General features: G+C 72.8%; 23 protein-coding genes. 11 read left to right on the top strand and 12 right to left on the bottom strand.

All coding sequences use genetic code 11. The features are described 5' to 3' along the window. Nucleotides 1-62 precede the first annotated feature (62 nt). Nucleotides 63-557, bottom strand: coding sequence for an Lrp/AsnC family transcriptional regulator (locus tag ACIHAR_RS30055; RefSeq protein WP_365469246.1), 495 nt, complete (start codon nucleotides 555-557; stop codon nucleotides 63-65). A gap of 77 nt (nucleotides 558-634) precedes the next feature. Between ACIHAR_RS30055 and ACIHAR_RS30050 the strand changes: the two genes are divergently transcribed. The 4 genes from ACIHAR_RS30050 to ACIHAR_RS30035 are packed head-to-tail and all read left to right on the top strand — an operon-like array spanning nucleotide 635 to nucleotide 4,740. Continuing rightward, nucleotides 635-1,384: a LytTR family DNA-binding domain-containing protein gene (locus tag ACIHAR_RS30050; protein ID WP_365469249.1), complete on the top strand. Its 750-nt coding sequence runs from the start codon at nucleotides 635-637 to the stop codon at nucleotides 1,382-1,384. A 2-nt stretch (nucleotides 1,385-1,386) separates the two neighbouring features. Next, nucleotides 1,387-1,758, top strand: coding sequence for a hypothetical protein (locus ACIHAR_RS30045; RefSeq protein ID WP_365469339.1), 372 nt, complete (start codon nucleotides 1,387-1,389; stop codon nucleotides 1,756-1,758). 49 nt (nucleotides 1,759-1,807) lie between these two features. After that, nucleotides 1,808-3,538, top strand: coding sequence for a cation acetate symporter (locus tag ACIHAR_RS30040; protein WP_365469252.1), 1,731 nt, complete (start codon nucleotides 1,808-1,810; stop codon nucleotides 3,536-3,538). Continuing rightward, nucleotides 3,535-4,740 carry a histidine kinase gene (locus ACIHAR_RS30035; protein WP_365469255.1) on the top strand — a complete coding sequence of 402 codons (1,206 nt, stop codon included), beginning with the start codon at nucleotides 3,535-3,537 and terminating at the stop codon, nucleotides 4,738-4,740. Before ACIHAR_RS30040 ends, ACIHAR_RS30035 begins: the two co-directional genes overlap by 4 nt. Before the next feature lie 12 nt (nucleotides 4,741-4,752). Here the strand turns inward: ACIHAR_RS30035 and ACIHAR_RS30030 are convergent, their stop codons facing one another. The 5 genes from ACIHAR_RS30030 to ACIHAR_RS30010 form a co-directional block, all read right to left on the bottom strand. Beyond that, complete coding sequence (locus ACIHAR_RS30030) at nucleotides 4,753-4,923, bottom strand: hypothetical protein (protein WP_365469258.1); 171 nt, start codon at nucleotides 4,921-4,923, stop codon at nucleotides 4,753-4,755. A 147-nt stretch (nucleotides 4,924-5,070) separates the two neighbouring features. Beyond that, nucleotides 5,071-6,021 carry a cytochrome c oxidase assembly protein gene (locus ACIHAR_RS30025; protein ID WP_365469261.1) on the bottom strand — a complete coding sequence of 317 codons (951 nt, stop codon included), beginning with the start codon at nucleotides 6,019-6,021 and terminating at the stop codon, nucleotides 5,071-5,073. Nucleotides 6,022-6,129: 108 nt separating this feature from the next. Further along, nucleotides 6,130-7,155, bottom strand: a complete 1,026-nt coding sequence (locus tag ACIHAR_RS30020) for a 6-phosphofructokinase (protein ID WP_365469264.1) — start codon at nucleotides 7,153-7,155, stop codon at nucleotides 6,130-6,132. Between the two features lie 189 nt (nucleotides 7,156-7,344). Further along, entirely contained in the window at nucleotides 7,345-8,073 is a 729-nt protein-coding gene (locus tag ACIHAR_RS30015; RefSeq protein WP_365469267.1) for a glutamine amidotransferase, read from the bottom strand. A gap of 20 nt (nucleotides 8,074-8,093) precedes the next feature. Then, nucleotides 8,094-9,332 (bottom strand): MurT ligase domain-containing protein, encoded by a 1,239-nt coding sequence (locus tag ACIHAR_RS30010; protein WP_365469270.1) that lies wholly within the window; start codon nucleotides 9,330-9,332, stop codon nucleotides 8,094-8,096. A 156-nt stretch (nucleotides 9,333-9,488) separates the two neighbouring features. Here ACIHAR_RS30010 and def point away from each other — a divergent pair, with 156 nt between their 5' ends. Beyond that, on the top strand, nucleotides 9,489-10,040 hold the full coding sequence (gene def, locus ACIHAR_RS30005; RefSeq protein ID WP_400022665.1) for a peptide deformylase: 552 nt from the start codon (nucleotides 9,489-9,491) through the stop codon (nucleotides 10,038-10,040). Nucleotides 10,041-10,527: 487 nt separating this feature from the next. Here def and ACIHAR_RS30000 read toward each other — a convergent pair whose 3' ends face one another. Then, complete coding sequence (locus tag ACIHAR_RS30000; RefSeq protein ID WP_365469276.1) at nucleotides 10,528-11,169, bottom strand: TetR family transcriptional regulator; 642 nt, start codon at nucleotides 11,167-11,169, stop codon at nucleotides 10,528-10,530. 169 nt (nucleotides 11,170-11,338) lie between these two features. Between ACIHAR_RS30000 and ACIHAR_RS29995 the strand changes: the two genes are divergently transcribed. After that, nucleotides 11,339-12,565, top strand: coding sequence for an acyl-CoA dehydrogenase family protein (locus tag ACIHAR_RS29995; RefSeq protein WP_365469279.1), 1,227 nt, complete (start codon nucleotides 11,339-11,341; stop codon nucleotides 12,563-12,565). Nucleotides 12,566-12,774: 209 nt separating this feature from the next. Here the strand turns inward: ACIHAR_RS29995 and ACIHAR_RS29990 are convergent, their stop codons facing one another. The 5 genes from ACIHAR_RS29990 to ACIHAR_RS29970 form a co-directional block, all read right to left on the bottom strand. Next, the gene (locus ACIHAR_RS29990) at nucleotides 12,775-13,011 is read right to left on the bottom strand and encodes a DUF6213 family protein (protein WP_388760075.1); all 237 of its coding nucleotides are present in this window, start codon (nucleotides 13,009-13,011) and stop codon (nucleotides 12,775-12,777) included. 25 nt (nucleotides 13,012-13,036) lie between these two features. Continuing rightward, nucleotides 13,037-14,422, bottom strand: coding sequence for an NADP-dependent succinic semialdehyde dehydrogenase (locus ACIHAR_RS29985; RefSeq protein WP_365469285.1), 1,386 nt, complete (start codon nucleotides 14,420-14,422; stop codon nucleotides 13,037-13,039). A 76-nt stretch (nucleotides 14,423-14,498) separates the two neighbouring features. Next, entirely contained in the window at nucleotides 14,499-14,963 is a 465-nt protein-coding gene (locus ACIHAR_RS29980) for an NUDIX domain-containing protein (protein ID WP_365469288.1), read from the bottom strand. After that, nucleotides 14,960-16,498: an ATP-dependent DNA ligase gene (locus tag ACIHAR_RS29975; protein ID WP_400022664.1), complete on the bottom strand. Its 1,539-nt coding sequence runs from the start codon at nucleotides 16,496-16,498 to the stop codon at nucleotides 14,960-14,962. The genes ACIHAR_RS29980 and ACIHAR_RS29975 overlap by 4 nt, the downstream gene beginning before the upstream one ends. Before the next feature lie 29 nt (nucleotides 16,499-16,527). Next, nucleotides 16,528-17,502 (bottom strand): NAD(P)/FAD-dependent oxidoreductase, encoded by a 975-nt coding sequence (locus tag ACIHAR_RS29970; protein WP_400022663.1) that lies wholly within the window; start codon nucleotides 17,500-17,502, stop codon nucleotides 16,528-16,530. A gap of 78 nt (nucleotides 17,503-17,580) precedes the next feature. Between ACIHAR_RS29970 and ACIHAR_RS29965 the strand changes: the two genes are divergently transcribed. From ACIHAR_RS29965 to ACIHAR_RS29945, 5 genes are all read left to right on the top strand, one after another. After that, on the top strand, nucleotides 17,581-18,162 hold the full coding sequence (locus ACIHAR_RS29965; RefSeq protein WP_365469298.1) for an XRE family transcriptional regulator: 582 nt from the start codon (nucleotides 17,581-17,583) through the stop codon (nucleotides 18,160-18,162). A 96-nt stretch (nucleotides 18,163-18,258) separates the two neighbouring features. Further along, nucleotides 18,259-19,230 (top strand): NADPH:quinone oxidoreductase family protein, encoded by a 972-nt coding sequence (locus ACIHAR_RS29960; RefSeq protein ID WP_365469301.1) that lies wholly within the window; start codon nucleotides 18,259-18,261, stop codon nucleotides 19,228-19,230. Then, nucleotides 19,227-20,408, top strand: a complete 1,182-nt coding sequence (locus ACIHAR_RS29955) for an acyl-CoA dehydrogenase family protein (RefSeq protein ID WP_400022662.1) — start codon at nucleotides 19,227-19,229, stop codon at nucleotides 20,406-20,408. Before ACIHAR_RS29960 ends, ACIHAR_RS29955 begins: the two co-directional genes overlap by 4 nt. After that, entirely contained in the window at nucleotides 20,405-21,496 is a 1,092-nt protein-coding gene (locus ACIHAR_RS29950) for an acyl-CoA dehydrogenase family protein (protein ID WP_400022661.1), read from the top strand. The genes ACIHAR_RS29955 and ACIHAR_RS29950 overlap by 4 nt, the downstream gene beginning before the upstream one ends. Before the next feature lie 171 nt (nucleotides 21,497-21,667). Then, nucleotides 21,668-22,528, top strand: a complete 861-nt coding sequence (locus tag ACIHAR_RS29945) for a phosphatidylinositol-specific phospholipase C/glycerophosphodiester phosphodiesterase family protein (protein ID WP_400022660.1) — start codon at nucleotides 21,668-21,670, stop codon at nucleotides 22,526-22,528. The last annotated feature ends 62 nt before the right edge of the window (nucleotides 22,529-22,590 follow it).

Genomic DNA, 22,590 nt, shown 5'->3' with positions numbered 1-22,590 from the left:
CATCGCTGCGTGTTCACGCAGTATCGCTGCGTGATGCCCCGGCTCCGCGCACGGGTGCTGCGTCAGTCCGGGTCATTCGGGGCCGCATGGGTGGCGCCGGCCTCCGGACTCTCCGGCAGCAGGTGCGACAGCACCATCACGCTGATCGTCTTCCGGATGAACGGTTCGACGCGGATGCGCTCCAGCACCTCCTCGAAGTGCTCCACGTCCCGCGCCCGCACGTGCAGCAGCGCGTCGGCCCCACCCGTCACCGTCATCGCCGCGGTGATCTCCGGATGGTTGCGCACCACCTCCGCCAGCCGCCGCGGCGGCGCGGCGCCCTCGCAGTACACCTCGACGTACGCCTCCGTGCGCCAGCCCAGCGCCGACGGCTTCACCGTGGCCGTGAAGCCGGTGATCACCCCGCTGTCCCGCAGCCGGTCCACCCGCCGCTTGACCGCCGTCGCCGACAGGCCGATCGCCGAGCCGATCTCGGCGAAGCTCGTCCGGGCGTTCGCCATCAGCGCGGTGAGGATCTTGCGGTCGAGTTCGTCGAACGGCGGCGGGGTGCTGTTCATGGCGGCACTGTATCCAGCGGATACATCCGCCCCCGGCACGTGCCCAGCCGTGCGGATCGCCCCTACACTCCACGTTCATGCTGCGCGCCCTCGCCGTCGACGACGAACGCCCCTCACTGGAGGAGCTGCTGTACCTGCTCACCGCGGATCCCCGGATCGGGAGCGTGGAGGGCGCCGGTGACGCGACCGAGGCGCTGCGCCGGATCAACCGCGCCCTGGCGTCCGGCCCGGACGGCCCGGACGCCATCGACGTCGTCTTCCTCGACATCCAGATGCCCGGCCTCGACGGCCTCGACCTGGCCCGGCTGCTCACCGGGTTCGCCCGGCCGCCGCTGGTCGTGTTCGTCACCGCCCACGAGGACTTCGCCGTCCAGGCCTTCGACCTCAAGGCCGTCGACTACGTGCTCAAACCCGTCCGCAAGGAGCGCCTCGCCGAGGCCGTCCGCCGCGCCGCCGAACTGCGCGGAACGGCGCCTCGCATCCCGGTCCACGAGCCCGACCCCGACCACATACCCGTCGAGCTCGGCGGCGTGACCCGGTTCGTCGCCGTCGACGACATCACCCACGTCGAGGCCCAGGGCGACTACGCCCGCCTGCACACCGACCGCGGCAGCCACCTCGTCCGCATCCCGCTCTCCACCCTGGAGGAACGCTGGCGCGCTCGTGGCTTCGTCCGCATCCACCGCCGCCACCTCGTCGCCCTCCGCCACATAGGCGAGCTCCGCCTGGACGCCGGGACAGTCAGCGTGCTGGTCGGCGGCGAGGAGCTCCAGGTCAGCCGCCGCCACGCCCGCGAACTGCGGGACCTGCTGATGCGGAGGCCGTGACCGTGCCGAACCAGGACCCCGCCGAGCGCCGCGTCGTCGTCACCGGCCCGCCCCGCCGCACCCGCCGCACCCGCCGCGGTTCGGGCTACCACCGCCCGCGCACCGAGATCGACGAGCAGACCACCCTCGGCCACACCTACGTCCGCTCCCTGATGCGCACCCAGCTGCGCGCCGCGCTCACCGTCTTCGCCGTCCTGGCCCTCCTCATCGGGCCGCTGCCCCTGCTGTTCGCGGCGATGCCCGACGCCCGCCCCCTGGAATGGGCGATCCTCGGCTTCGGCCTCTACGTCCCGCTGGTCCTGCTCGCCCGCTGGTACGTCCACCGCGCCGAACGCAACGAACGCGACCTCGTGCGCCTGGTCGAGGACCGATGAGACGAGCACCCCTGCGGCGGGCACCGGCGCGGCGAGGGGCGGGATCACCGTGACCTCGGCCTTCGCCGTCCCCGCCGTCGCCCTCGTCGTCGTGGCGACCGTCCTCGTCGGCGCCTTCGGCCTGCGCATCTCCCGCACGACCTCCGACTTCTACGTCGCCTCGCGCACCGTCGGACCCCGCCTCAACGCGGCCGCCATCAGCGGCGAGTACCTCTCCGCCGCCTCCTTCCTCGGCATCGCCGGCCTGGTCCTCGTCCAGGGCCCGGACATGCTCTGGTACCCGGTCGGCTACACCGCCGGCTACCTCGTGCTGCTGCTCTTCGTCGCCGCCCCGCTGCGCCGCTCCGGCGCCTACACCCTGCCCGACTTCGCCGAGGCCCGCCTCGCCTCCCAGGCGGTACGACGGCTCGCGGGCGCCTTCGTCGTCGGCGTCGGCTGGCTCTACCTGCTGCCGCAGCTGCAGGGGGCCGGACTGACGCTGACCGTCCTCACCGGCGCCCCCGACACCCTCGGCGGGCTGATCGTCGCCGTCGTCGTCACCGCGACCGTCGCCGCGGGCGGCATGCGCAGCATCACCTTCGTACAGGCCTTCCAGTACTGGCTGAAGCTGACCGCGCTCCTCGTCCCCGCCCTCTTCCTGGTCCTGGCCTGGCAGGACGACGGCGCCCCCCGGCACGCGTTCCAGGAACCGCCCGCCTTCCGCGAACAGCGCTCCGTCCGCGTCGACGACACCCTCGACCTCAAGCTGGACCGGCCCCTGACCGTGACCGTGAGCGGCACCGTCGACGGCCGCGCGCACGACGACACCGAACTCCGCCTGCCCGCCGGCACCCACCGCGTCGAAGGGGGCACCCGGCTCACCTTCCCGGAGGGCACCGCCGTCCCCACCGCCGACCGCGGCAGCAACGGCGGCATGTCCACCTCCCTCACCGCCGGCCGCGACGAACGCCCCCTGTACGCCACCTACGGGCTGATCCTCGCCACCTTCCTCGGCACCATGGGCCTGCCGCACGTCGTCGTCCGCTTCTACACCAGCCCGCACGGCGTCGCCGCCCGCCGCACCACCGTCGCCGTCCTCGCCCTCATCGGCGGCTTCTACCTCCTGCCGCCCGTCTACGGCGCCCTGGGCCGCCTGTACGCCCCCGAACTCGTCCTCACCGGCGACGCCGACGCGGCCGTCCTGCTCCTGCCCGACCGCGTCATCGGCGGCCTCGGCGGCGACCTGCTCGGCGCGCTGGTCGCCGGGGGAGCCTTCGCCGCGTTCCTGTCCACCGCGTCGGGACTGACCATGGCCGTGGCGGGCGTGCTCACCCAGGACGTGCTGCCCTCACGGGGCGTACGCCACTTCCGGCTCGGCACCGGCCTCGCGATGGTGGTACCGCTCGCGGCGAGCGTCCTGGTCGGGGGGCTGCCGGTGGCCGACGCGGTCGGGCTCGCCTTCGCGGTGTCCGCGTCGTCGTTCTGCCCGCTGCTCGTCCTCGGCATCTGGTGGCGCAGGCTCACCCCGCCCGGGGCGGCCGCCGGAATGCTCGTGGGCGGCGGCTCGGCGTTCCTCGCGGTCGCCGCGACCATGGCGGGCCTGCCGGTGACGGGCACCCCGCACGCCCTGCTCGCCTGGCCCGCCCTGTGGTCCGTGCCGCTGGGCTTCCTCACCATGATCCTCGTGTCGCTGGCCACGCCGGGCCGGGTCCCGGCCGGGACGGCGGCGATCCTGGCCCGCTTCCACCTCCCCGAGGAACTGCGCGCGGAGGAGCTGCGGGCGGCGGAGGGCAAGGCATGAGCGGATTCCTGGCGGGCCTGTGCATCGCGATCCTGCCGTTCCTCGCCCTCGGCTTCTGGCTCGGCCGGCGCACCGCCCGTCCCGAGAACCTCGGCGGCCTCGGCACCCCCGTCGAGCACGCCACCTTCCAGACCCTGCACACCGCCTCCCTCGCCGCGCCCCCGCTGCGGGCCGGCCTGACGGAGGAGACCGCCCGCAAGTCGGCCCGCAGGCTGCGCACCCTCCTCGGCACGGACGCCCTCTGCCTCACGGACCGCCGTCAGGTCCTGGTCTGGGACGGGGTCGGTGCCCACCACCGCACCGAGATCATGGCCCGGCTGACCGGCCCGCTGGACACCGGGCGCGGCGAGGCCTTCCCGCTGACCTGCGACGCCCCCGACTGCCCCGTGCGCTGGGCCGTGGTCGCCCCGCTCACCGTCGACGACCGGGTGCACGGCGCCCTCGTCGCCTGCGCGCCCCGGGAGTCCGCCGTCCTGGTCCGAGCCGCGGGCGAGGTGGCCCGCTGGGTCAGCGTCCAACTGGAACTGGCCGACCTCGACCGATCCCGCACCCGCCTCATCGAGGCGGAGATCAAGGCCCTGCGCGCCCAGATCTCCCCGCACTTCATCTTCAACTCGCTCGCGGTGATCGCCTCGTTCGTCCGCACCGACCCCGAGCGCGCCCGGGAACTGCTGCTGGAGTTCGCCGACTTCACCCGCTACTCGTTCCGCCGGCACGGCGACTTCACCACCCTCGCCGACGAGCTCCACGCCATCGACCACTACCTGGCCCTCGTCCGTGCCCGCTTCGGCGACCGCCTCTCCGTCACCCTGCAGATCGCCCCGGAGGTCCTCCCGGTCGCCCTGCCCTTCCTCTGCCTCCAGCCGCTCGTGGAGAACGCCGTCAAGCACGGCCTGGAGGGCAAGGCCGACAAGTGCCACATCCAGATCACCGCGCAGGACAGCGGCGCCGAGGCCCTCGTGGTCATCGAGGACGACGGCGCCGGGATGGACCCGGACCTGCTGCGCCGCATCCTGGCCGGCGAGATCAGCCCTTCCGGCGGCATCGGCCTGTCCAACGTCGACGACCGGCTCCGCCAGGTGTACGGCGACGACCACGGCCTGGTCATCGAGACCGCGCCCGGGGCGGGCATGAAGATCACCGCCCGGCTGCCGAAGTACCAGCCGGGGGTGCACTCCGGGGCCCGGCTCGGGCCCGAGTGAATCCCGCGGATCTCAGGTCGTGCGCATCGCGACCATCGCGAGGGTGATCAACCCGAGCACGACCCAGCCGAACCACAGCCAGCCGTTGCTGCCGAGCGCCACCGTGTAGGCCGTCACCACCACCAGTCCGCCGAGGGTGAGCACCCCCATGGTCTTCGTGGAACCGTCCGTGGAACCGGGCATCGCGACACCCTCCTCCGGCGCACCCTCCTCAGGGCGCGTTCCCCTCCATGGTGCCCCGCGTCGCGCTTCCGCACGGTGCCGACGGCGTCACATGTTCCGGAATCACGGGCTCCGTCGCCGGTCCGGGAGCGGGGACGGAGCCGCCCGTCAGCCCTTCCGCGCGTTCAAGGCGGCCAGGTAGGCGTTGTACGCCTCGAGCTCCTTGTCGCCGTCCCGGTCGGCGGCCCGGTCCTTGCGCCGGGCCTGACGCTGCTCGGAGCCGTACCACTGGAACAGCAGCGCGATCAGCACCAGCACCGACGGGACCTCGCTGAACGCCCAGGCGATGCCGCCGGCCGCGTTCTGGTCGGAGAGCGCGTCGATGCCCAGGGAGGCGGGCGGGTTCTCGAACGACGTGACCATCGGCGTCGACGCCATCATCAGCGCGATGCCGAAGAACGCGTGGAACGGCATGCCCGCGAACAGCTCCAGCATCCGCATGAGGTACCCCGGCCGGTGCGGCCCCGGGTCCACGCCGATGATCGGCCAGAAGAACACGACGCCGACGGCGAGGAAGTGCACCATCATCGCGACGTGCCCCGTCCTGGAGCCCATCAGGAAGTCGAAGAGCGGGGTGAAGTACAGCGCGTACAGGCTGGCGATGAAGAGCGGGATCGTGAAGGCCGGGTGCGTGATGACCCGCATGTACCGGCTGTGCAGCAGCATCAGCAGCAGCTCGCGCGGCCCCTTGCGCCCCCTGCCCGCCGTCGGCAGCGCGCGCAGCGCCAGCGTGATCGGGGCGCCGAGCAGGACCAGGATGGGCGACACCATGCTGATCACCATGTGCTGCACCATGTGCACGCTGAACATGACCATCCCGTAGTCGTTCAGCTTGGTGCACATCACCAGCGCCACGCTCAGCACGCCGGCGACGTACGACACGGTCCGTGCCACCGGCCACGCGTCCCCGCGCCGCCGCAGCCGCAGGACCCCCCACGCGTACAGGCCCAGCCCGACCAGGCAGGCGACGAGGAAGAACGGGTCCGCCGACCACTGAAGACCCCGTCCCAGCGTGAACGGCGGCAGATCCATGGTCATGCCGTGCCCGCTGTGATCCATTGCGCCGGCTCCTGATTCGTGGGGGGTTTGTACGTTTCCAGCCCCCCAAGACTAGAGCGGCCCCCGGCGATCGCAGTCACCGGGGGCCGCCGCAGCTCACCGCCGCGCCTAGAGGACGGTCTCCGCCTCCGCGAAGCGCTCCGCGGGCACGGTCTTCAGCGTCTCGACGGCCTCGGCCAGGGGCACCGTCACGATGTCCGTCCCCCGCAGGGCCGTCATCCGGCCGAACTCGCCCCGGTGCACGGCCTCCACCGCGTGCCACCCGAACCGGGTCGCGAGCACCCGGTCGTACGCGGTCGGCGTACCGCCGCGCTGCACGTGCCCGAGGATGACCGGACGGGCTTCCTTCCCGAGCCGCGACTCCAGCTCCAGGGACAGCTGACGGGCGATGCCGGCGAACCGCTCGTGCCCGTAGATGTCCTTGCCGCCCTCGTCGAATGCCATGGTGCCGGGCCGCGGCTTGGCGCCTTCCGCCGCGACGACGATGGCGAACCGCTTGCCCGCCTCGAACCGCTCACCGACCCGCCGGGCGAGCTCCTCGATGTCGAAGGGGCGCTCCGGGACGACGATGGCGTGGGCGCCCGCCGCCATGCCGGAGTGGAGCGCTATCCAGCCGGTGTGCCGCCCCATGACCTCCACGACCAGCACCCGCTGGTGGGACTCGGCGGTGGTCTTGAGCCGGTCGAGCGCCTCCGTCGCGACACCGACGGCCGTGTCGAAACCGAAGGTGACGTCGGTGACGGCGATGTCGTTGTCGATGGTCTTCGGCACGCCGACGATGGGCAGGCCACTGTCCGACATCAGCCGGGCCGCCTTGAGCGTGCCCTCACCGCCGATCGGGATGATGGCGTCGAGGCCGAGCTCCTCGACGTGTCCCCGGGCCCGCTCCACACCGTCCCGCAGGTGCGAGGGCTGGACGCGGGAGGAGCCGAGGATCGTGCCGCCGCGGGCGAGGATGCCGCCCACCGCGTCGAGGTCGAGCTTGAGGTAGTCGCACTCCAGGAGGCCCTTCCAGCCGTCCCGGAAGCCGATGACCTCGTCGCCGTGGTCGGCGACGGCACGGTGCACGACGGACCGGATGACGGCGTTCAGGCCGGGGCAGTCGCCGCCGGACGTGAGGACACCAATGCGCATAGCCCGAAACAACCTTCTTGACGTGGGCCGGGTCCGGACCACGCTGTCCGGCTCGATCCCCGCCACCCTAGCGGCAGAAGGGGGCGGGGCCGAAGGACACGTCCGCCTGCTGGACGTGCCCGCTCACCTGTGCGGACGCACCGTCAGACGGGCTGCTGACGGCGGTCCGGCAATCGGGTGAACCGCGCGTCAGGCGGGTTGCTGCGCGGCCGCGATCCGCTCGTTGCGCAGCGCCTCGTACCAACGGTCGTCGATCGGCGGGAGCGCGTTCACGTCCAGCGCCAGCTTGAGCAGCAGGTCCGCGATGAGCGGGTTGCGGGCGAGCACCGGGCCGTGCATGTACGTGCCGAACACGGTGTCGTTGTACGCGCCCTCGGTGCCGTCGCCGGTGCCGTTGCCCTTGCCGAGCTGGACGCGGGCGAACGGGCGGGCGGTCGGGCCGAGATGGGTGACGCCCTGGTGGTTCTCGAAGCCGGTCAGCGGCGGCAGGCCGAGGCGAGGGTCGATGTCGGCGAGGACGTCGCCGACGCACCGCTCGCCCTCACCACGGGTCGTGGTGACGTCCAGCAGGCCCAGACCCGGCTCGCGCTGGCCGAGGTCGTTGACGAACTCGTGGCCGAGGATCTGGTAGCCGGCGCAGACCGCGAACACGATCGCGCCGTTCTGCACCGCCTGATACAGATGCCCGTCGCGGCGCAGCCGCTCGGCCGCCAGCCGCTGCGGACGGTCCTCGCCGCCGCCGATCAGGTAGATGTCGCCGGAGGTGGGGATCGGCTGGTCGCTGCGCACGTCCAGCCGGGCCACGTCGAGGCCGCGCTGCCGCGCCCGGCGCTCCACGACCAGGACGTTGCCCTGGTCGCCGTAGGTGCTGAGCAGGTCCGGGTAGACCCAGACGACCCGCAGTTGGTTGTCACTCATCACGTGATGGTCCCTAGAGCTCAGTTGCCGACGCGGCGGCGCAGGTCCTGGAAGGCGGTGTAGTTCGCGATGACCTCGATCCGGCCGGGCGGCGCCATCTGCACGGCCTGGTCGACGCTCTCGCAGACCTGGAAGTGCTGGTTGGCGACCTCCAGACGCACCGCGAGGTCCAGCTTGCGGTCACCGATGACGAAGATCGGGTGGCCGGTCAGCCGCGTGTAGTCGACGTCCCACAGCCAGGAGGTGTCGGTGCCGTCCGCGCCGCGCGCGTTCACCGACAGGATGACCGGGGTGGGCGGCGGGTCGATCAGGCTGAACGTCTCGAGCCAGCCCGCCGGGTTCTTCGCGAGCAGCAGCCGCAGGTCGCGCTGCATGAACTGCACGACGTCGTAGCGTCCGGCGACGGCCTGCACCTGGTACATCCGCTCCAGGGCCACCTGCGGCGGCACGCCGAAGACGGCGGCCACGGCGGCGGAGGACGCGGCGTTGGCCTTGTTGGCGCGGCCCGGCAGCTGGAGGTGGATCGGCCAGGCGGAGCCGTGCGGGTCGAGGACGTGGTCCCCGGAGAGCACCCAGCTCGGCGTCGGCCGGCGGAAGCCGCACTCGCCGCAGAACCAGTCGTCGCCCGGACGCTGCATCACACCGCCGCAGGACGGGCAGGACCAGGCGTCGTCCTTCCACATCTGCCCGGCGGCGACCCAGATCACGTTGGGGGAGGAGGACGCGGCCCACACCACCAGCGGGTCGTCGGCGTTGGCGACGATGACGGCCTTGGAACCGGTCAGGCCCTCACGCCAGTTCTCCGCGAGCATACGGGTCTCGGCCGCGCGGTCGAGCTGGTCGCGGGAGAGGTTGAGCAGTGCGATGCACTTGGGGTCGGTGTCGCGGGCCACGCCCGCGAGGTACTTCTCGTCGACCTCGATCACGCCGTATCTCGCGTCCGAGCCGCCCGCCAGCGCCGAGGTGATGCCGGCCGGCATGTTGGCGCCGAGCGCGTTGGACACGACCGGGCCCGCGGCCCGCAGCGCCTCCGCGATCAGCCGCGTCGTGGTGGTCTTGCCGTTGGTCGCCGACACCAGAACGACGTCCAGGTTCTGGGCGAGCCGGGCAAGGAGGTCGGGGTCGAGTTTCAGCGCCACCCGGCCGCCGATCACCGAACCGCTGCCGCGCCCCGCGGCGCGTGATGCCGCCGCGACCGCCTTGCCCGCGGTCACGGCCAGCTTGGCCCGCGGCGTGAGCGGGTCCGAGTTGCCTGCCATCAGTTCTCGATCCTCCTTGCGTACGCGCCGCGCCTCTGCCTGACGGCAACGTGGTAGGTGGTCAGCCTATCGAGATCCATTCGCACTCCCGAATCCCGGCACCGCCTCACGCCCGTGCGGCATGCGCGTGTCAGAAAGGACCGTACCCTTGCCGCCATGCGACACGGCTCCATCCCGGGCGCCCAAGGGCGGGTCCGGCCCCTCACTCTGCTCGGCGATCCCGTTCTGCGGGAACCCTGCCGGGAGGTCACCGACTTCGGCCCCGCACTCGCCCGCCTCGTCGAGGACATGTTCGCCACGATGTACGCGGCCCGGGGAGTCGGCCTGGCCGCCAACCAGGTGGGGGAGCCCCTACGGGTGTTCGTGTACGACTGCCCCGACGACGACGACGTCCGGCACCTCGGCCATGTCGTGAACCCGAGGCTGGTGGAGGCGGACGGGTTCGTGATCCGGGGCCCGGAGGGCTGCCTGTCCCTGCCGGGGCTGGAGGCGGGGACCGAGCGGTACGACCACGCGGTGGTCGAGGGGGTCACGATGACGGGGGAGCCGGTGCGGGTCCACGGCACGGGATTCTTCGCCAGGTGCCTGCAGCACGAGTGCGATCACCTGGAGGGGAGGGTGTACGCGGACCGCGTGACGGGCTGGCGCAGGAGACGGCTGATGCGCCAGGCCACCCGGGCTTCCTGGAGCAGGGCGGACACCCCCTAGGGGGCGGGACCGTGTCGGCCCGCGGCTCCGCCGCGCGGACGCGACCAGCCTTCCGACGGCCGGCGGCTGGACAGTACGCCCGCGGAACGCCGGGCCCGCGGCTGGACGGCGGGTCCGCAAAATACGGGCCGGTGGCTGGACTGCCCGCCTGACGCCGGGCCTGCGGCCGGACAGCGCGCCGTCAGAACGCCGGGCCGGACAACGGGCCGTCAGAGTGCGGGCCGGCGCTGGACTGCCCGCCGTCAGAATCCCGGGCCTGCAGCCGGACAGCGCGCCGTCAGAACATTGGCCGGCGGCCGGACAGCGGGCCGTGGAAATTAGGGCCGGCGGCTGGACGGCGGGCCGTGAGGATCCGTGGCCCGCGGCTGGACCGGCGGGCTGTCGGAAGCCCGCGCCGGCGGCTGGACGGTGCGCGGTCAGAATGCCGCGCCCGCTGCCGGACAGCCGACCGTCAGCATGCCCGCGCCCGCTGCCGGACAGCCGGCCCTCAGAACCCCGGGCCGCCCATCTTGTCCCCCGCCGCCGCGAGGCGGCCCCACAGCAGGTCCGCGAGGCTGCGCACCAGTTCGGCCCGGGAGCACGGCCGTTCCCCGAGCCACCAGTCGCCGGCCGCGTGCATCATTCCGACGATCCCGTGCCCCCAGACACGGGCGAGCTGCTGGCTCCCGGGCCCGAGGTCCAGCCGGTCCTCGATGACCTGGGCCAGTTCCTCACCCATCCGCCGGAGCAGCGGAGCCGAGTGCTTGCCGACGTCGAAACCCTGGTCGCCCGGCGACCCCTCCGCCGGATGCATGAGGAACCGGTACACCTGAGGACGGGCCTCGATCGCGGCGAGGTAGGTGTCGAGGGTCGCCTCGACCCGCTCCCGGCGCTCCGCGGGAGCGTCCAGCGCCGCCCGCAGCGAATCCAGCAGCGCGTCCGTGTGCCGCTTGGCGAGGGCGGCGTAGAGCCCGCCCTTGTCGCCGAAGTGGCGGTAGAGAATCGGCTTGGTGATGCCGGCCTCGGCGGCGATGGCGTTCATCGACGCCTGCGGCCCGTCCCGGAGCACCACTCGGTCCGCGGCCTCCAGCAGCTCGCGCCGTCGGCGGTCGGCGGACCGCTGCTGCTCGGTCCGCTGCGTGGTGTCCATGTGCTCTCCCCACCTGTGCTGATTCGGTGACGCCTGCGCAAACTAACACCTGACAGGGGCCTCGCATCGAACGGGCTGCCGAGGTGTCAGCAGGAGTTGACTTTTCCTACCGACGGGTAACAGACTGCGGTTACCGCAAGTAACACGCACGTGCTGCGCTGGAGGGATCATGGCCGAGTTCACCATGGAGCTCAACGACGAACAGAAGGAGGTCCGGGACTGGCTGCACGGTTTCGCCGCCGACGTCATCCGTCCCGCGGCCGCCGAATGGGACGAGCGTGAGGAGACTCCCTGGCCGGTCATCCAGGAGGCCGCGAAGGTCGGCATCTACTCGCTCGACTTCTACGCCCAGCAGTACTTCGACCCCACCGGCCTCGGCATCCCGATGGCCATGGAGGAGCTGTTCTGGGGCGACGCCGGCATCGCCCTGTCCATCGTCGGCACCGGCCTCGCCGCCGTGGGCGTCCTGGCCAACGGCACCGAGGAGCAGATCGGCACCTGGATCCCCCAGATGTACGGCGACGCCAACGACGTCAAGGTCGCCGCGTTCTGCTCCTCCGAGCCCGACGCCGGCTCCGACGTGGCCTCCATGCGCACGCGTGCCGTGTACGACGAGGCCAAGGACGAGTGGGTGATCAACGGCACGAAGACGTGGGCCACCAACGGCGGCATCGCCAACGTCCACGTGGTCGTCGCGGTCGTCGACCCGGAGCTGGGCTCCAAGGGCCACGCGTCCTTCATCATCCCGCCGAACACGCCCGGTCTCGCCCAAGGGCAGAAGTTCAAGAAGCACGGCATCCGCGCCTCGCACACCGCCGAGGTGATCCTGGACGACGTGCGCGTCCCCGGTTCCTGCCTGCTCGGAGGCAAGGAGAAGCTGGACGAGCGGCTGGCCCGGGCCCGGGAGCGGGCCAAGGCGGGCGGCGAGCGCGTGAAGAACGCGGCGATGGCCACCTTCGAGGCGTCGCGGCCGGCGGTGGGCGCGATGGCCGTCGGGACGGCCCGCGCCGCGTACGAGGTGGCGCTCGACTACGCGAAGACCCGTGAGCAGTTCGGCCGGCCGATCATCGACAACCAGGGCGTCGCCTTCCAGCTCGCGGACATGCGGACGTCCATCGACGCGGCGCGGCTGCTGGTCTGGCGCGCGTCCTGGATGGCGATCAACGGGAAGCCGTTCACGGCGGCGGAGGGCTCGATGTCCAAGCTGTTCGCGAGTGAGACCGCGAAGAAGGTCACGGCCCAGGCCGTCCAGATCCTCGGTGGCAACGGCTACACGCGGGAGTACCCGGTGGAGCGGATGCACCGCGACAGCGCGATCTACACGATCTTCGAGGGGACGAGCGAGATCCAGCGGCTCGTCATCGCCCGGACCCTGTCCGGGATGCCGATCCGGTAACGCCGTGCGGGGAGCTGCGCGATGCGGCCGGCGGGTGCGCCGTGGCCGGTCGGGCGGTTTCCCGCGCCCCGCGGTGGGGGCGGTCGGAGGTGCTTGAGAGGGCGCGGCGGGACAGCCGGCCCAGGGATGCGGGGCTGTGTCGATGTGCGGCTCGGCCGCCTGGGCGCGATCGGCCACGACCGGCCGCACCCCGCGGCGCATCCGCATTCCTACGCAGTGCTCCCGCTGCTGTGGGCGATGCACGCCACGTCGATGCGGTCCGCCAGCTTCGCCAGTTCGATGGTCAGCGCCGCGACGGTGTCCTCGTCGAGTCCGTCCGCGCCCGCCTCGACAAGATGCAGCCACCGTCCACCCAACGTGCGGAGCAGCTTGCTCACGTCGGCCGCGGCCACCTGCAAGTGCCCGCGGTCGTCGACGATCAGAGGCAGAGTCACTTCGCGGTTCACAGACGGGATCGTAGCCGCGGAAGCGTCACGCACCGTGCCAAACCGTGGTGATGTTGCAGAACTCCCGGATTCCGTGCCCGGACAGCTCACGCCCGTAGCCCGACCGCTTGACCCCGCCGAACGGGAACGCCGGGTGGGAGGCCGTCATGCCGTTGACGTACACGCCGCCGGCCTCCAGATCCCGTACGAAGCGGTCGACCTCGGCCTCGTCCCGCGTCCAGACGTTGGAACTCAGTCCGAACAGGGTGTCGTTGGCGATGAGGACCGCCTCGTCCAGGTCCCCGGCCCGGTACAGCGTCGCGACCGGTCCGAAGGCCTCCTCGCGGTGGATGCGCATCTCGCGGGTGACACCGGTGAGGACCGTCGGCGGGTAGTACCAGCCGGGCCCCTCCGGCCGCTCGCCGCCGCACAGCACGGCCGCGCCGCTGCGCCTGGCGTCGTCCACCAGCTCCTCCAGGTCGCCGCGCCCCTGCTCGCTCGCCAGCGGGCCGACCTCGGTGTCCTCCTCCAGCGGGTCGCCGATTTTCAGTGCCCTCATCCCCTCGGTGAAGCGCTCGGCGAACCGGTCGTACACGTCCGTGTGGACGATGAACCTCTTGGCGGCGATGCACGACTGCCCGTTGTTCTGCACGCGCGCGGTCACCGCGACCTCGGCGGCCCGGTCGACGTCGGCGGACGGCATGACGACGAACGGGTCGCTGCCGCCCAGCTCCAGCACCGTCTTCTTGATCATCTCGCTGGCGGTGGAGGCGACCGCCCGTCCCGCGGGCTCGCTGCCGGTGAGGGTGGCCGCCTTGATCCGCTCGTCGCGCAGGATGTCGTCGACCGCGGCGGAGCCGATGAGCAGGGTCTGGAAGCTGCCCTCCGGGAAGCCGGCCCGGTGGAAGAGGTCCTCCAGGTACAGGGCGGTCTGCGGGACGTTCGAGGCGTGCTTGAGCAGACCGACGTTGCCCGCCATCAGGGCGGGCGCCGCGAAGCGGACCACCTGCCACAGCGGGAAGTTCCACGGCATGATCGCGAGCACGGGGCCCATCGGCCGGTAGCGGACCAGCGCGCGGGAGGCGCCGGAGTCCCGCACGTCGGCCTCGGCGGGCTCCTCGTCGGCGAGCAGCGCCTCCGCGTGCTCGGCGTACCAGCGCATCGCCTTGGCGCACTTCGCGGCCTCCGCCCGCGCCTGCTTGACCGGCTTGCCCATCTCGGTGGTCATCACCCGGGCGATCTCCGGCTGGTCCTCGTCGAGGAGGTCGGCGGCCCGGTTCAGCAGCCGGGCGCGCTCGGCGAACGCCGTCGTGCGATACGTGCGGAACGTGGCCTGCGCGAGCTGGAGCCGGCGTTCGAGCTCCTCCTCGCCCATGGCCTCGTACGTCTTGAGCGTCTCGCCGTTCGCCGGGTTCACCGTCGCGATGGGCATGACCGACCTCCTGGGAACTTGCTGTGCTTCGACCTTCGCGCGCCGCGCCGAGCCCCGCAACGCGTGCGCGTCCCGCTCAGTCCGAGTGCTCCGCCAGCCGGTCCAGAAACGCCGCCTGGGCTCTCACGATCACCTCGCGGGCCCGGTCCAGGCCGTACCAGGCGACCCGGTCCACCTCGGGGAACTCCTGCGTCCGGCCGGACCGCGGCGGCCACTCCATGACGAACGTCCCCGGCTCGATGGACACCGGGTCGAGGTCCGCCTCGACCGCCCAGGCCGTGACGATCTTGCCGTTCGTCTGCCGGACCTCCCCGAGGGGGATCGCCTCCCCGTCGGGCGGCGCCACCCCCAGCTCCTCCCGGAACTCACGGCGGGCGGCCTCCCAGGCGGGCTCGTCGGCCTCGTACTCGCCCTTCGGGACGGTCCACGCCCCGGCGTCCTTCCTCGCGAAGAAGGGGCCGCCCATATGCGCGAGCAGCACCTCCAAGCCGTCGTCGGTGTGCCGGAACAGCAGCAGGCCGGCGCTGCGCCTGCCGCTCACGGCCTCACCTCGGGGTGCGCGGCCAGCAGGGTCTCCACCGTGTCGGCCTCCTCGGGGCGCTTGTCCTCGCGGTAGCGGACCACCCGGGCGAAGCGCAGGGTGACGCCGGCCGGGTAGCGGGTGGAACGCTGCAGACCGTCGTAGGCGATCTCGACGACGAGTTCGGGGCGCACGGTGACCACCCAGCCGTCGTCCTCGACGGCCAGCTCCCGCAGGCGCTCGGTCTGCCAGGCGAGCATCGCGTCGGTCATGCCCTTGAAGGTCTTGCCGAGCATGGCGAAGCCGCCGTCGGCGGTGCGGGCGCCGAGGTGCAGGTTGGACAGCTTGCCGGTGCGCCGCCCGTGGCCCCGCTCGGCGGCCAGGACCACCAGGTCGAGCGTGTGCACGGGCTTCACCTTCAGCCAGGACGCACCGCGCCGGCCCGCGCTGTACGGCGCGTCGAGGGACTTCACGACCACGCCCTCGTGGCCGCGCAGCAACGTCTGCCGGAGGAACTCCTCGGCGGCCGGGAGGTCCTCCGGGCCGGACACCACCGCGCGCCGCACCCGCATCGGCTCCGGCACCAGCCGGGCCAGCTCCGCGTGCCGTGCGGTGAACGGCAGGTCGAGCAGGTCGCGGTCGTCCACGGAGAGCGCGTCGAAGAAGACGGGGGAGACGGGAACCGCCCCGGCGGCCGTCGCCACGTCCACGCGGGAGCCGACACGGCCCGCGGTCTCCTGGAAGGTGCGGGGCCGCCCGCTCTCGTCGAAGGCGATGACCTCGCCGTCCAAGACGAACCGCCCGCCCGCCAGCTCCAGCGCGGCGGAGGTCAGCTCGGGCAGGCGGTCGGTGATGTCGTCGAGGGTGCGGGTGTAGACCCGTACGCTGTCGCCGTCCCGGTGGACCTGCACGCGGATGCCGTCCAGCTTCTCCTCGACCGCGCACGCGCCGAGCTTGCCGACCGCCTCACCCACCGAGGACGCGGTGTGCGCCAGCATCGGCAGGAGCGGGCGGCCCACGGTGAGCCGGAAGCGGTCCAGGGCCGCCGGACCGTCCGTGAGCAGCGCCTGCGCGACCGTCTGCAGCGAGCCGGCCAGCATCACCGCCCGCCGTACGTCCGGCGCGGCCGCCCCGGTCGCCAGCGCCAGCCCCTCCACCGCGACCGCGTCCAGCGCGCCCTGCCGGACCTCGCCGGTGATCAGCCCGAGCAGGAAGCGCTGCTCCTCGGCGGTGGCCGCGCCCATCAGCGCGCCGACCAGCCGGGCGCGCTCGGCCTGCGAGCCCGGACCCGCCACCTTGCCGAGCTCGGTCAGCCGGGCGTCCACCTCCCGCACGGTCAGTTGCGGGGTGCCGGCCGGGGTGACCGGACGGCCCAGCACCTTCCAGCCGACGCCGAGCCGCCCCTGCGGAAGGCGTCCGGCCAGATAGGGGATGACGATCGGGACGTCGTCCGCCTCCGCGTCCCGGAAGAGTTCGGCGAGCAGAGCGATCTTGCGGGAGCGCGCCGAGGTGGCGGCGACCTCCCGGGACACGTCGGCGAGCCGGGTCAGCAGCATGCAGCCATGGTGCAACGGCCGCGCCCGGACTACACCCGCAGTGCCGCGGCGGCCCTGTCGATGTCCGCCATCAGCAGTTCCCCGTTGATCGCGGCTCCGGCCCGGTAGCCCCGGCTCGCCGCGTTCACCACCTGCTCGGCGAAGCCGGAGGCGTTGCCCGCCGCCCACAGGCCGGGAACGCTGGTCAGGCCCCGCCCGTCGACCACCGGGTACGTGCCGAACGGCGTCTCGGTCATCTCGGCGCCCAGCCGCTCCAGCAGCCCGTTCCGCGGGACCGCGCGGGGCGCGACGAACAGCACCTCCCGGTCGTGGACCGCCCCCTCCCCGGAGGGGGTGTCCCCGGCGAGCCGGACCCCGGTGAGCCGGTCGTCCTCGACGACCAGTCCGGCCACCTCGCCCGGCACCACGGTCACGCCCGCCGCCGCCAGCCGGCGCAGGTCCTCGTCCGACAGCTCCCGCTCGGTGACCGTGTGCAGGAAAAGCGTCACGTCCTTGGACCACTGGGTGACCATCAGCGCCTGGTGGACGCTCAGCGGGCTGGTCGCCAGGACGCCGAAGGCCTGGTCGCGGACCTCCCAGCCGTGGCAGTACGGGCAGTGCAGGACGTCCCGTCCGAACCGCTCGGCGAGGCCCTCGACCGGCGGAAGCTCGTCCTTGAGGCCGGTGGCGACGACGAGCTGCCGGGCGTGGACGGTCCGCCCTCCCCCGGAGGGGGTGCCCCCGGCGAGCCGTACGGCGAAGTCCTCGCCCTTGGTGGCGTCCACCGCCCGGTCGCGCACCAGCTCCACGCCGTACCGGGCGATCTCCTGGCGGCCGGCGGCGAGGAACTCGGCCGGTGGCATCCCGTCCCGGGACAGGTAGCCCTGCATGTGGGCGGCGGGCGCGTTGCGCGGCTCGCCCGCGTCGACCACCAGCGTGCGGCGCCGGGCCCGGCCCAGGACGAGAGCGGCGGACAGGCCCGCCGCGCCCCCGCCGATCACGATCACTTCGTAGTTCTCGGTCATGTCTGACCACCTCCACGGGCACGGTCGCCCAGCCACTGCCGCGTTGACAAACATGTTTGCCGAAACTGCAATGTCCTCATGAGCGACGACGACATGGACCAGGTGCTCGCGGAGGTCGGCCCGCGGCTGCGGCGGATCCGCAAGGAACGGGGAGCGACGCTGGCCGGGCTGTCCGAGGCGACGGGCATCTCGGTGAGCACCCTCTCCCGGCTGGAGTCGGGCCTGCGCAGGCCCAGTCTGGAGCTGCTGCTGCCGATCGCGCGGGCCCACGAGGTGGCGCTGGACGAACTGGTGGGTGTGCCGTCGGTGCGCGACCCCCGGGTGCGGGCCCAGCCGATCGTGCGGCACGGGCGCACCTACTGGCCGCTGACCCGTCAGCCCGGCGGCCTCCAGGCCTTCAAGGTGCTGGTGCCGCGGGGCACGGACGAGCCGGAGCCGCGCACCCACGAGGGCTACGAGTGGCTGTACGTCCTGTCCGGGCGGTTGCGGCTGGTCCTCGGCGATCACGACATCGTGCTGACGGCGGGGGAGGCCGTCGAGTTCGACACCCGGGTGCCGCACTGGTTCGGATCGACGGGGGAGGGGCCGGCGGAGTTCCTCAGCCTGTTCGGACCGCAGGGGGAGCGGATGCACGTGCGGGCGCGTCCCCGGCGGTCGTGAGGAGCGTCACGGGTTCCCTCACGGCAAGCGACCGCTTAGTATGCGAACGACCCCCGGTCATCCCGGTCAGACGACGCAGTCCCGTGGAGGCTCCGCATGCAGGCATGGCAGGTGCACGAGAACGGCGAGCCGAGCGAGGTGATGCGGCTCCGGGAAGTGGAGCGGCCCACGCCCGGCGACGGCCAGGTCCTGCTGAGGGTGCGCGCCGCGAACATCAACTTCCCGGACGTGCTGATGTGCCGGGGCCACTACCAGGTCCGGCCCCCGCTGCCCTTCACGCCAGGGGTGGAGATCTGCGGTGAGACCGAGGACGGCCGCCGGGTGATCGCCAACCCCGCGCTGCCGTACGGCGGTTTCGCCGAGTACGCCGTCGCGGACGCCGCCGCGCTGCTGCCCGCGCCCGGCTCGCTGGACGACGCCGAGGCCGCCGCGCTGCACATCGGCTACCAGACGGGCTGGTTCGGTCTGCACCGGCGGGCCCGCCTCGAAGCCGGCGAGACGCTGCTCGTCCACGCCGCCGCCGGAGGGGTGGGCAGCGCGGCCGTGCAGCTCGGCAAGGCGGCCGGCGCCACCGTCATCGGGGTCGTCGGCGGCGCCGACAAGGCCGCCGTCGCCCGGGAACTGGGCTGCGACGTGGTGATCGACCGGCGCGGCGAGGACGTGGTCGCCGCCGTGAAGGACGCCACCGGCGGCCGGGGCGCCGACGTGATCTACGACCCCGTCGGCGGCGAGGCCTACGCACAGTCCGCCAAGGTCGTCGCCTTCGAGGGCCGGATCGTGGTCGTGGGCTTCGCGAGCGGCACCATCCCGAACCCCGGCCTGAACCACGCCCTGGTGAAGAACTACTCGATCCTCGGCCTGCACTGGGGCCTGTACAACACCAAGAACCCGAAGCTGGTCCAGCACTGCCACGAGCAGCTCACCGAACTGGCCGCCCGGGGCGCCGTCAAGCCGCTGGTGAGCGAGCGCGTGCCGCTGGGCGAGGCCGCCGCGGCCGTCCAGCGGGTCGGCGACGGTGTCACCACCGGCCGGGTCGCCGTCGTACCGCAGAACGGAGCCGCCGCATGACCGACGCAGCCGAACTCGCACGCCGCACCGAGGAGCTGCTGGCCGCGCACCCACCGGCCACCACCGACCGCCTCGACTTCCTGCGGGCCCGCTTCGACGCGGGGCTCGCGTGGGTGCACTACCCGGCGGGTCTCGGCGGACTCGGCGCCCCGCGCTCCCTCCAGGCCCTCGTGGACGCCGAACTGGAGGCCGCGGGCGCCCCCGACAACGACCCGCGCCGCATCGGCATCGGACTCGGCATGGCCGCCCCGACGATCCTCGCCTTCGGTACGGAGGAGCAGAAGCGGCGCTACCTGCGGCCGCTGTGGACCGGCGAGGAGGTCTGGTGCCAGCTCTTCAGCGAGCCCGGCGCCGGCTCCGACCTGGCCGCGCTCGGCACCCGTGCGGTCCGGGAAGGCGACGACTGGGTCGTCAACGGGCAGAAGGTGTGGACGTCGAGCGCCCACAACGCCCGCTGGGCCATCCTCATCGCCCGTACCGACCCGGACGTGCCCAAGCACGCGGGCATCACCTACTTCGTCTGCGACATGACGGACCCGGGCGTCGAGGTCCGGCCGCTGCGGCAGATCACCGGCGAGGCCGAGTTCAACGAGGTCTTCCTCACCGACGTCCGCATCCCCGACTCCCGGCGGCTCGGCGACGTCGGCGACGGCTGGCGGGTCGCGCAGACCACGCTGAACAACGAACGCGTCGCCATCGGCGGCATGCGGCTCCCCCGCGAGGGCGGCATGATCGGCCCGGTGTCCAGGACCTGGCGCGAGCGGCCCGAGCTGCGCACCCACGACCTGCACCAGCGGCTGCTGAAGCTGTGGGTCGAGGCCGAGGTCGCCCGCCTCACCGGCGAACGCCTGCGCCAGCAGCTCGTCGCCGGCCAGCCCGGCCCCGAGGGCGCGGGCATGAAGCTCGCCTTCGCCCGCCTCAACCAGGAGATCAGCGGCCTGGAGGTCGAACTCCTGGGCGAGGAGGGACTGTTGTACGACGACTGGACCCTGCGCCGGCCCGAGCTCGTCGACTTCACCGGACGTGGGGCCGGCTACCGCTACCTGCGCTCCAAGGGCAACAGCATCGAGGGCGGGACCAGCGAGGTCCTGCTGAACATCGTCGCCGATCGCGTCCTGGGCCTGCCCGCCGAGCCGCGCACCGACAAGGACGTCGCATGGAAGGACCTGGCCCGATGAGCACACAGCCCGACCTGCTGTACTCGGAGGAGGAAGAGGCCCTCCGCGCCGCCGTCCGGGACCTGCTCACCGACCACTGCGAGGCGGCACGTGTGATCGCCCGCACCGAGTCGGGCGCGCCGCACGACATCGCGCTCTGGAAGGCGCTCGCCGACGGCATGGGCCTCGCGGGCCTGCTCGTACCGGAGGAACTCGACGGTCAGGGCGCCACGCACCGGGAGGCCGCGGTCGTCCTGGAGGAGCTGGGACGCGCGGTCGCCCCCGTGCCGTATCTGACCAGTGCGGTCGTCGCCACCGAGGCCGTGCTGGAGTGCGGGGACGGCGACCTGCTGTCCCGGTTGGCGTCCGCCGAGGTGATCGGCGCGCTCGCGGTCGCCCTGCACGTCACCGCCGGCGGCGCCTACAAGGTCGTACGGATCGAGAACGGTCGTCTGCACGGTGAGTTGACCGGCATCGCGGACGCGGCCGTCGCCGACGTGCTGCTGGTGCCGGCCGACGACGGCGGTCTCTACGCCGTCGACGCCTCCGCCGCCACGATCACCCCCCAGGTGTCCCTGGACCTGACCCGGCCGGTGGCGAAGGTCCTCCTCGACGGGGCGCCGGGCCGCCTGCTCGGTGACGCCGAACCCGCCGTGCGCCGCGCCCTGCGCGCCGGGGCCGGGCTGCTCGCCTCCGAGCAGCTCGGCGCCGCCGACTGGGCGTTGACCGAGACCGTCCGCTACCTGAAGGAGCGCAAGCAGTTCAACCGGCCGGTCGGTGGCTTCCAGGCGCTCAAGCACCGGCTGGCCCAGCTGTGGCTGGAGGTCGTCAACCTCCGCGCGGCCGCCCGCAACGCGGCCGACACGCTCGCAAGCGGGAAGTCCGCCGAGGAAGTGGCCGTGGCGGTCGCCGTCGCCCAGGCCTACGCGGGGCCCGTCGCCGTCCGCGCCGCCGAGGAGGCGCTGCAACTGCACGGCGGCATCGGCATGACGTGGGAGCACCCCGTCCACCTCTACCTGAAGCGGGCCAAGGCCGACTCCGTCGCCTACGGCACCGCGGGCGCCCACCGGGAGGCGCTGGCCGAACTGGTCGACCTCCGGGCGCCCTGACGTACGGCAGCCGAAGCACCGGCGAAGCCCGCCCCACCTGGGGCGGGCTTTCCCGTGCGCCCGGTGAACGGGCGGCGGCGGTCCGGCCAACTCCTATCGCGTACAGATCCCTTGGGGGCTGTGGAACGTGATACTCGCTGCGTCCCGTACGGCATCCCCAGGGAGGCAGGCATGGCCCTCACCACCCGTCGCAGAGCCCTCACCACCCTCGGCGCCGCCCTCGCCGGCGCGGTCGCCCTGCCCGCCGGCCAGGCGCTGGCGGCCGAACACAAGCACGGCGTCCGCCCGTTGTGGCGCGCCCACGCCCACAACGACTACGAGCACCAGCGCCCCCTCCTGGACGCCCTCGACCACCGCTTCGGCAGCGTCGAGGCCGACATCTTCCTCGTCGACGGGCAGCTCCTCGTCGCCCACGACCCCGTGGACCTCGATCCGGCCCGCACCCTGGAGTCCCTCTACCTCGCCCCGCTCGCCGCCCGCGCCAAGGCCAACCACGGCTCGGTGTACCGCGGTTCGCGCACCCCCCTGCAGCTCCTGATCGACATCAAGACCGAGGGCGCCTCGACGTACCTCGAACTCGACCGTCAGCTCCAGCGCCACCAGCACCTGTTCACCACGTACGCGCACGGCCGGGTGCGCCGGGGCCCGGTCACCGCCGTCATCTCCGGAGACCGCGCCGCCCGCGTGCCCATGGAGGCACAGACCGTGCGCCGGGCCTTCTACGACGGCAGGCTGACGGACCTCGGCGGCACCGAGGCCTCCTTCGCCTCGCTGATCAGCGACAACTGGACCCTGCACTTCGGCTGGCGGGGCGTCGGCGCCTTCCCCGACACGGAACGGCAGAAGCTGCGCGGGATCGTCGGCGCGGCGCACCGGCGCGGGCAGAAGGTGCGGTTCTGGGCCACCCCGGACGTGCCCGGCCCGGCCCGTGACGCTCTGTGGGGCGAACTCCTCGACGCCGGTGTCGACTACCTCAACACCGACGACCTGGCCGGCCTGGAGGCGTTCCTCGACGCACGCCGGTCGGTCTAGACGCCCGCGGCCACGGCCGTGGACACCACCCGTTCGGAGGACGGGCAGGCCACACCGACGAC

The organism is Streptomyces sp. NPDC052016 (genome assembly GCF_044548445.1).
Lineage (GTDB): Bacteria > Actinomycetota > Actinomycetes > Streptomycetales > Streptomycetaceae > Streptomyces.
This window is presented reverse-complemented; position numbering and strand designations above follow the sequence as displayed.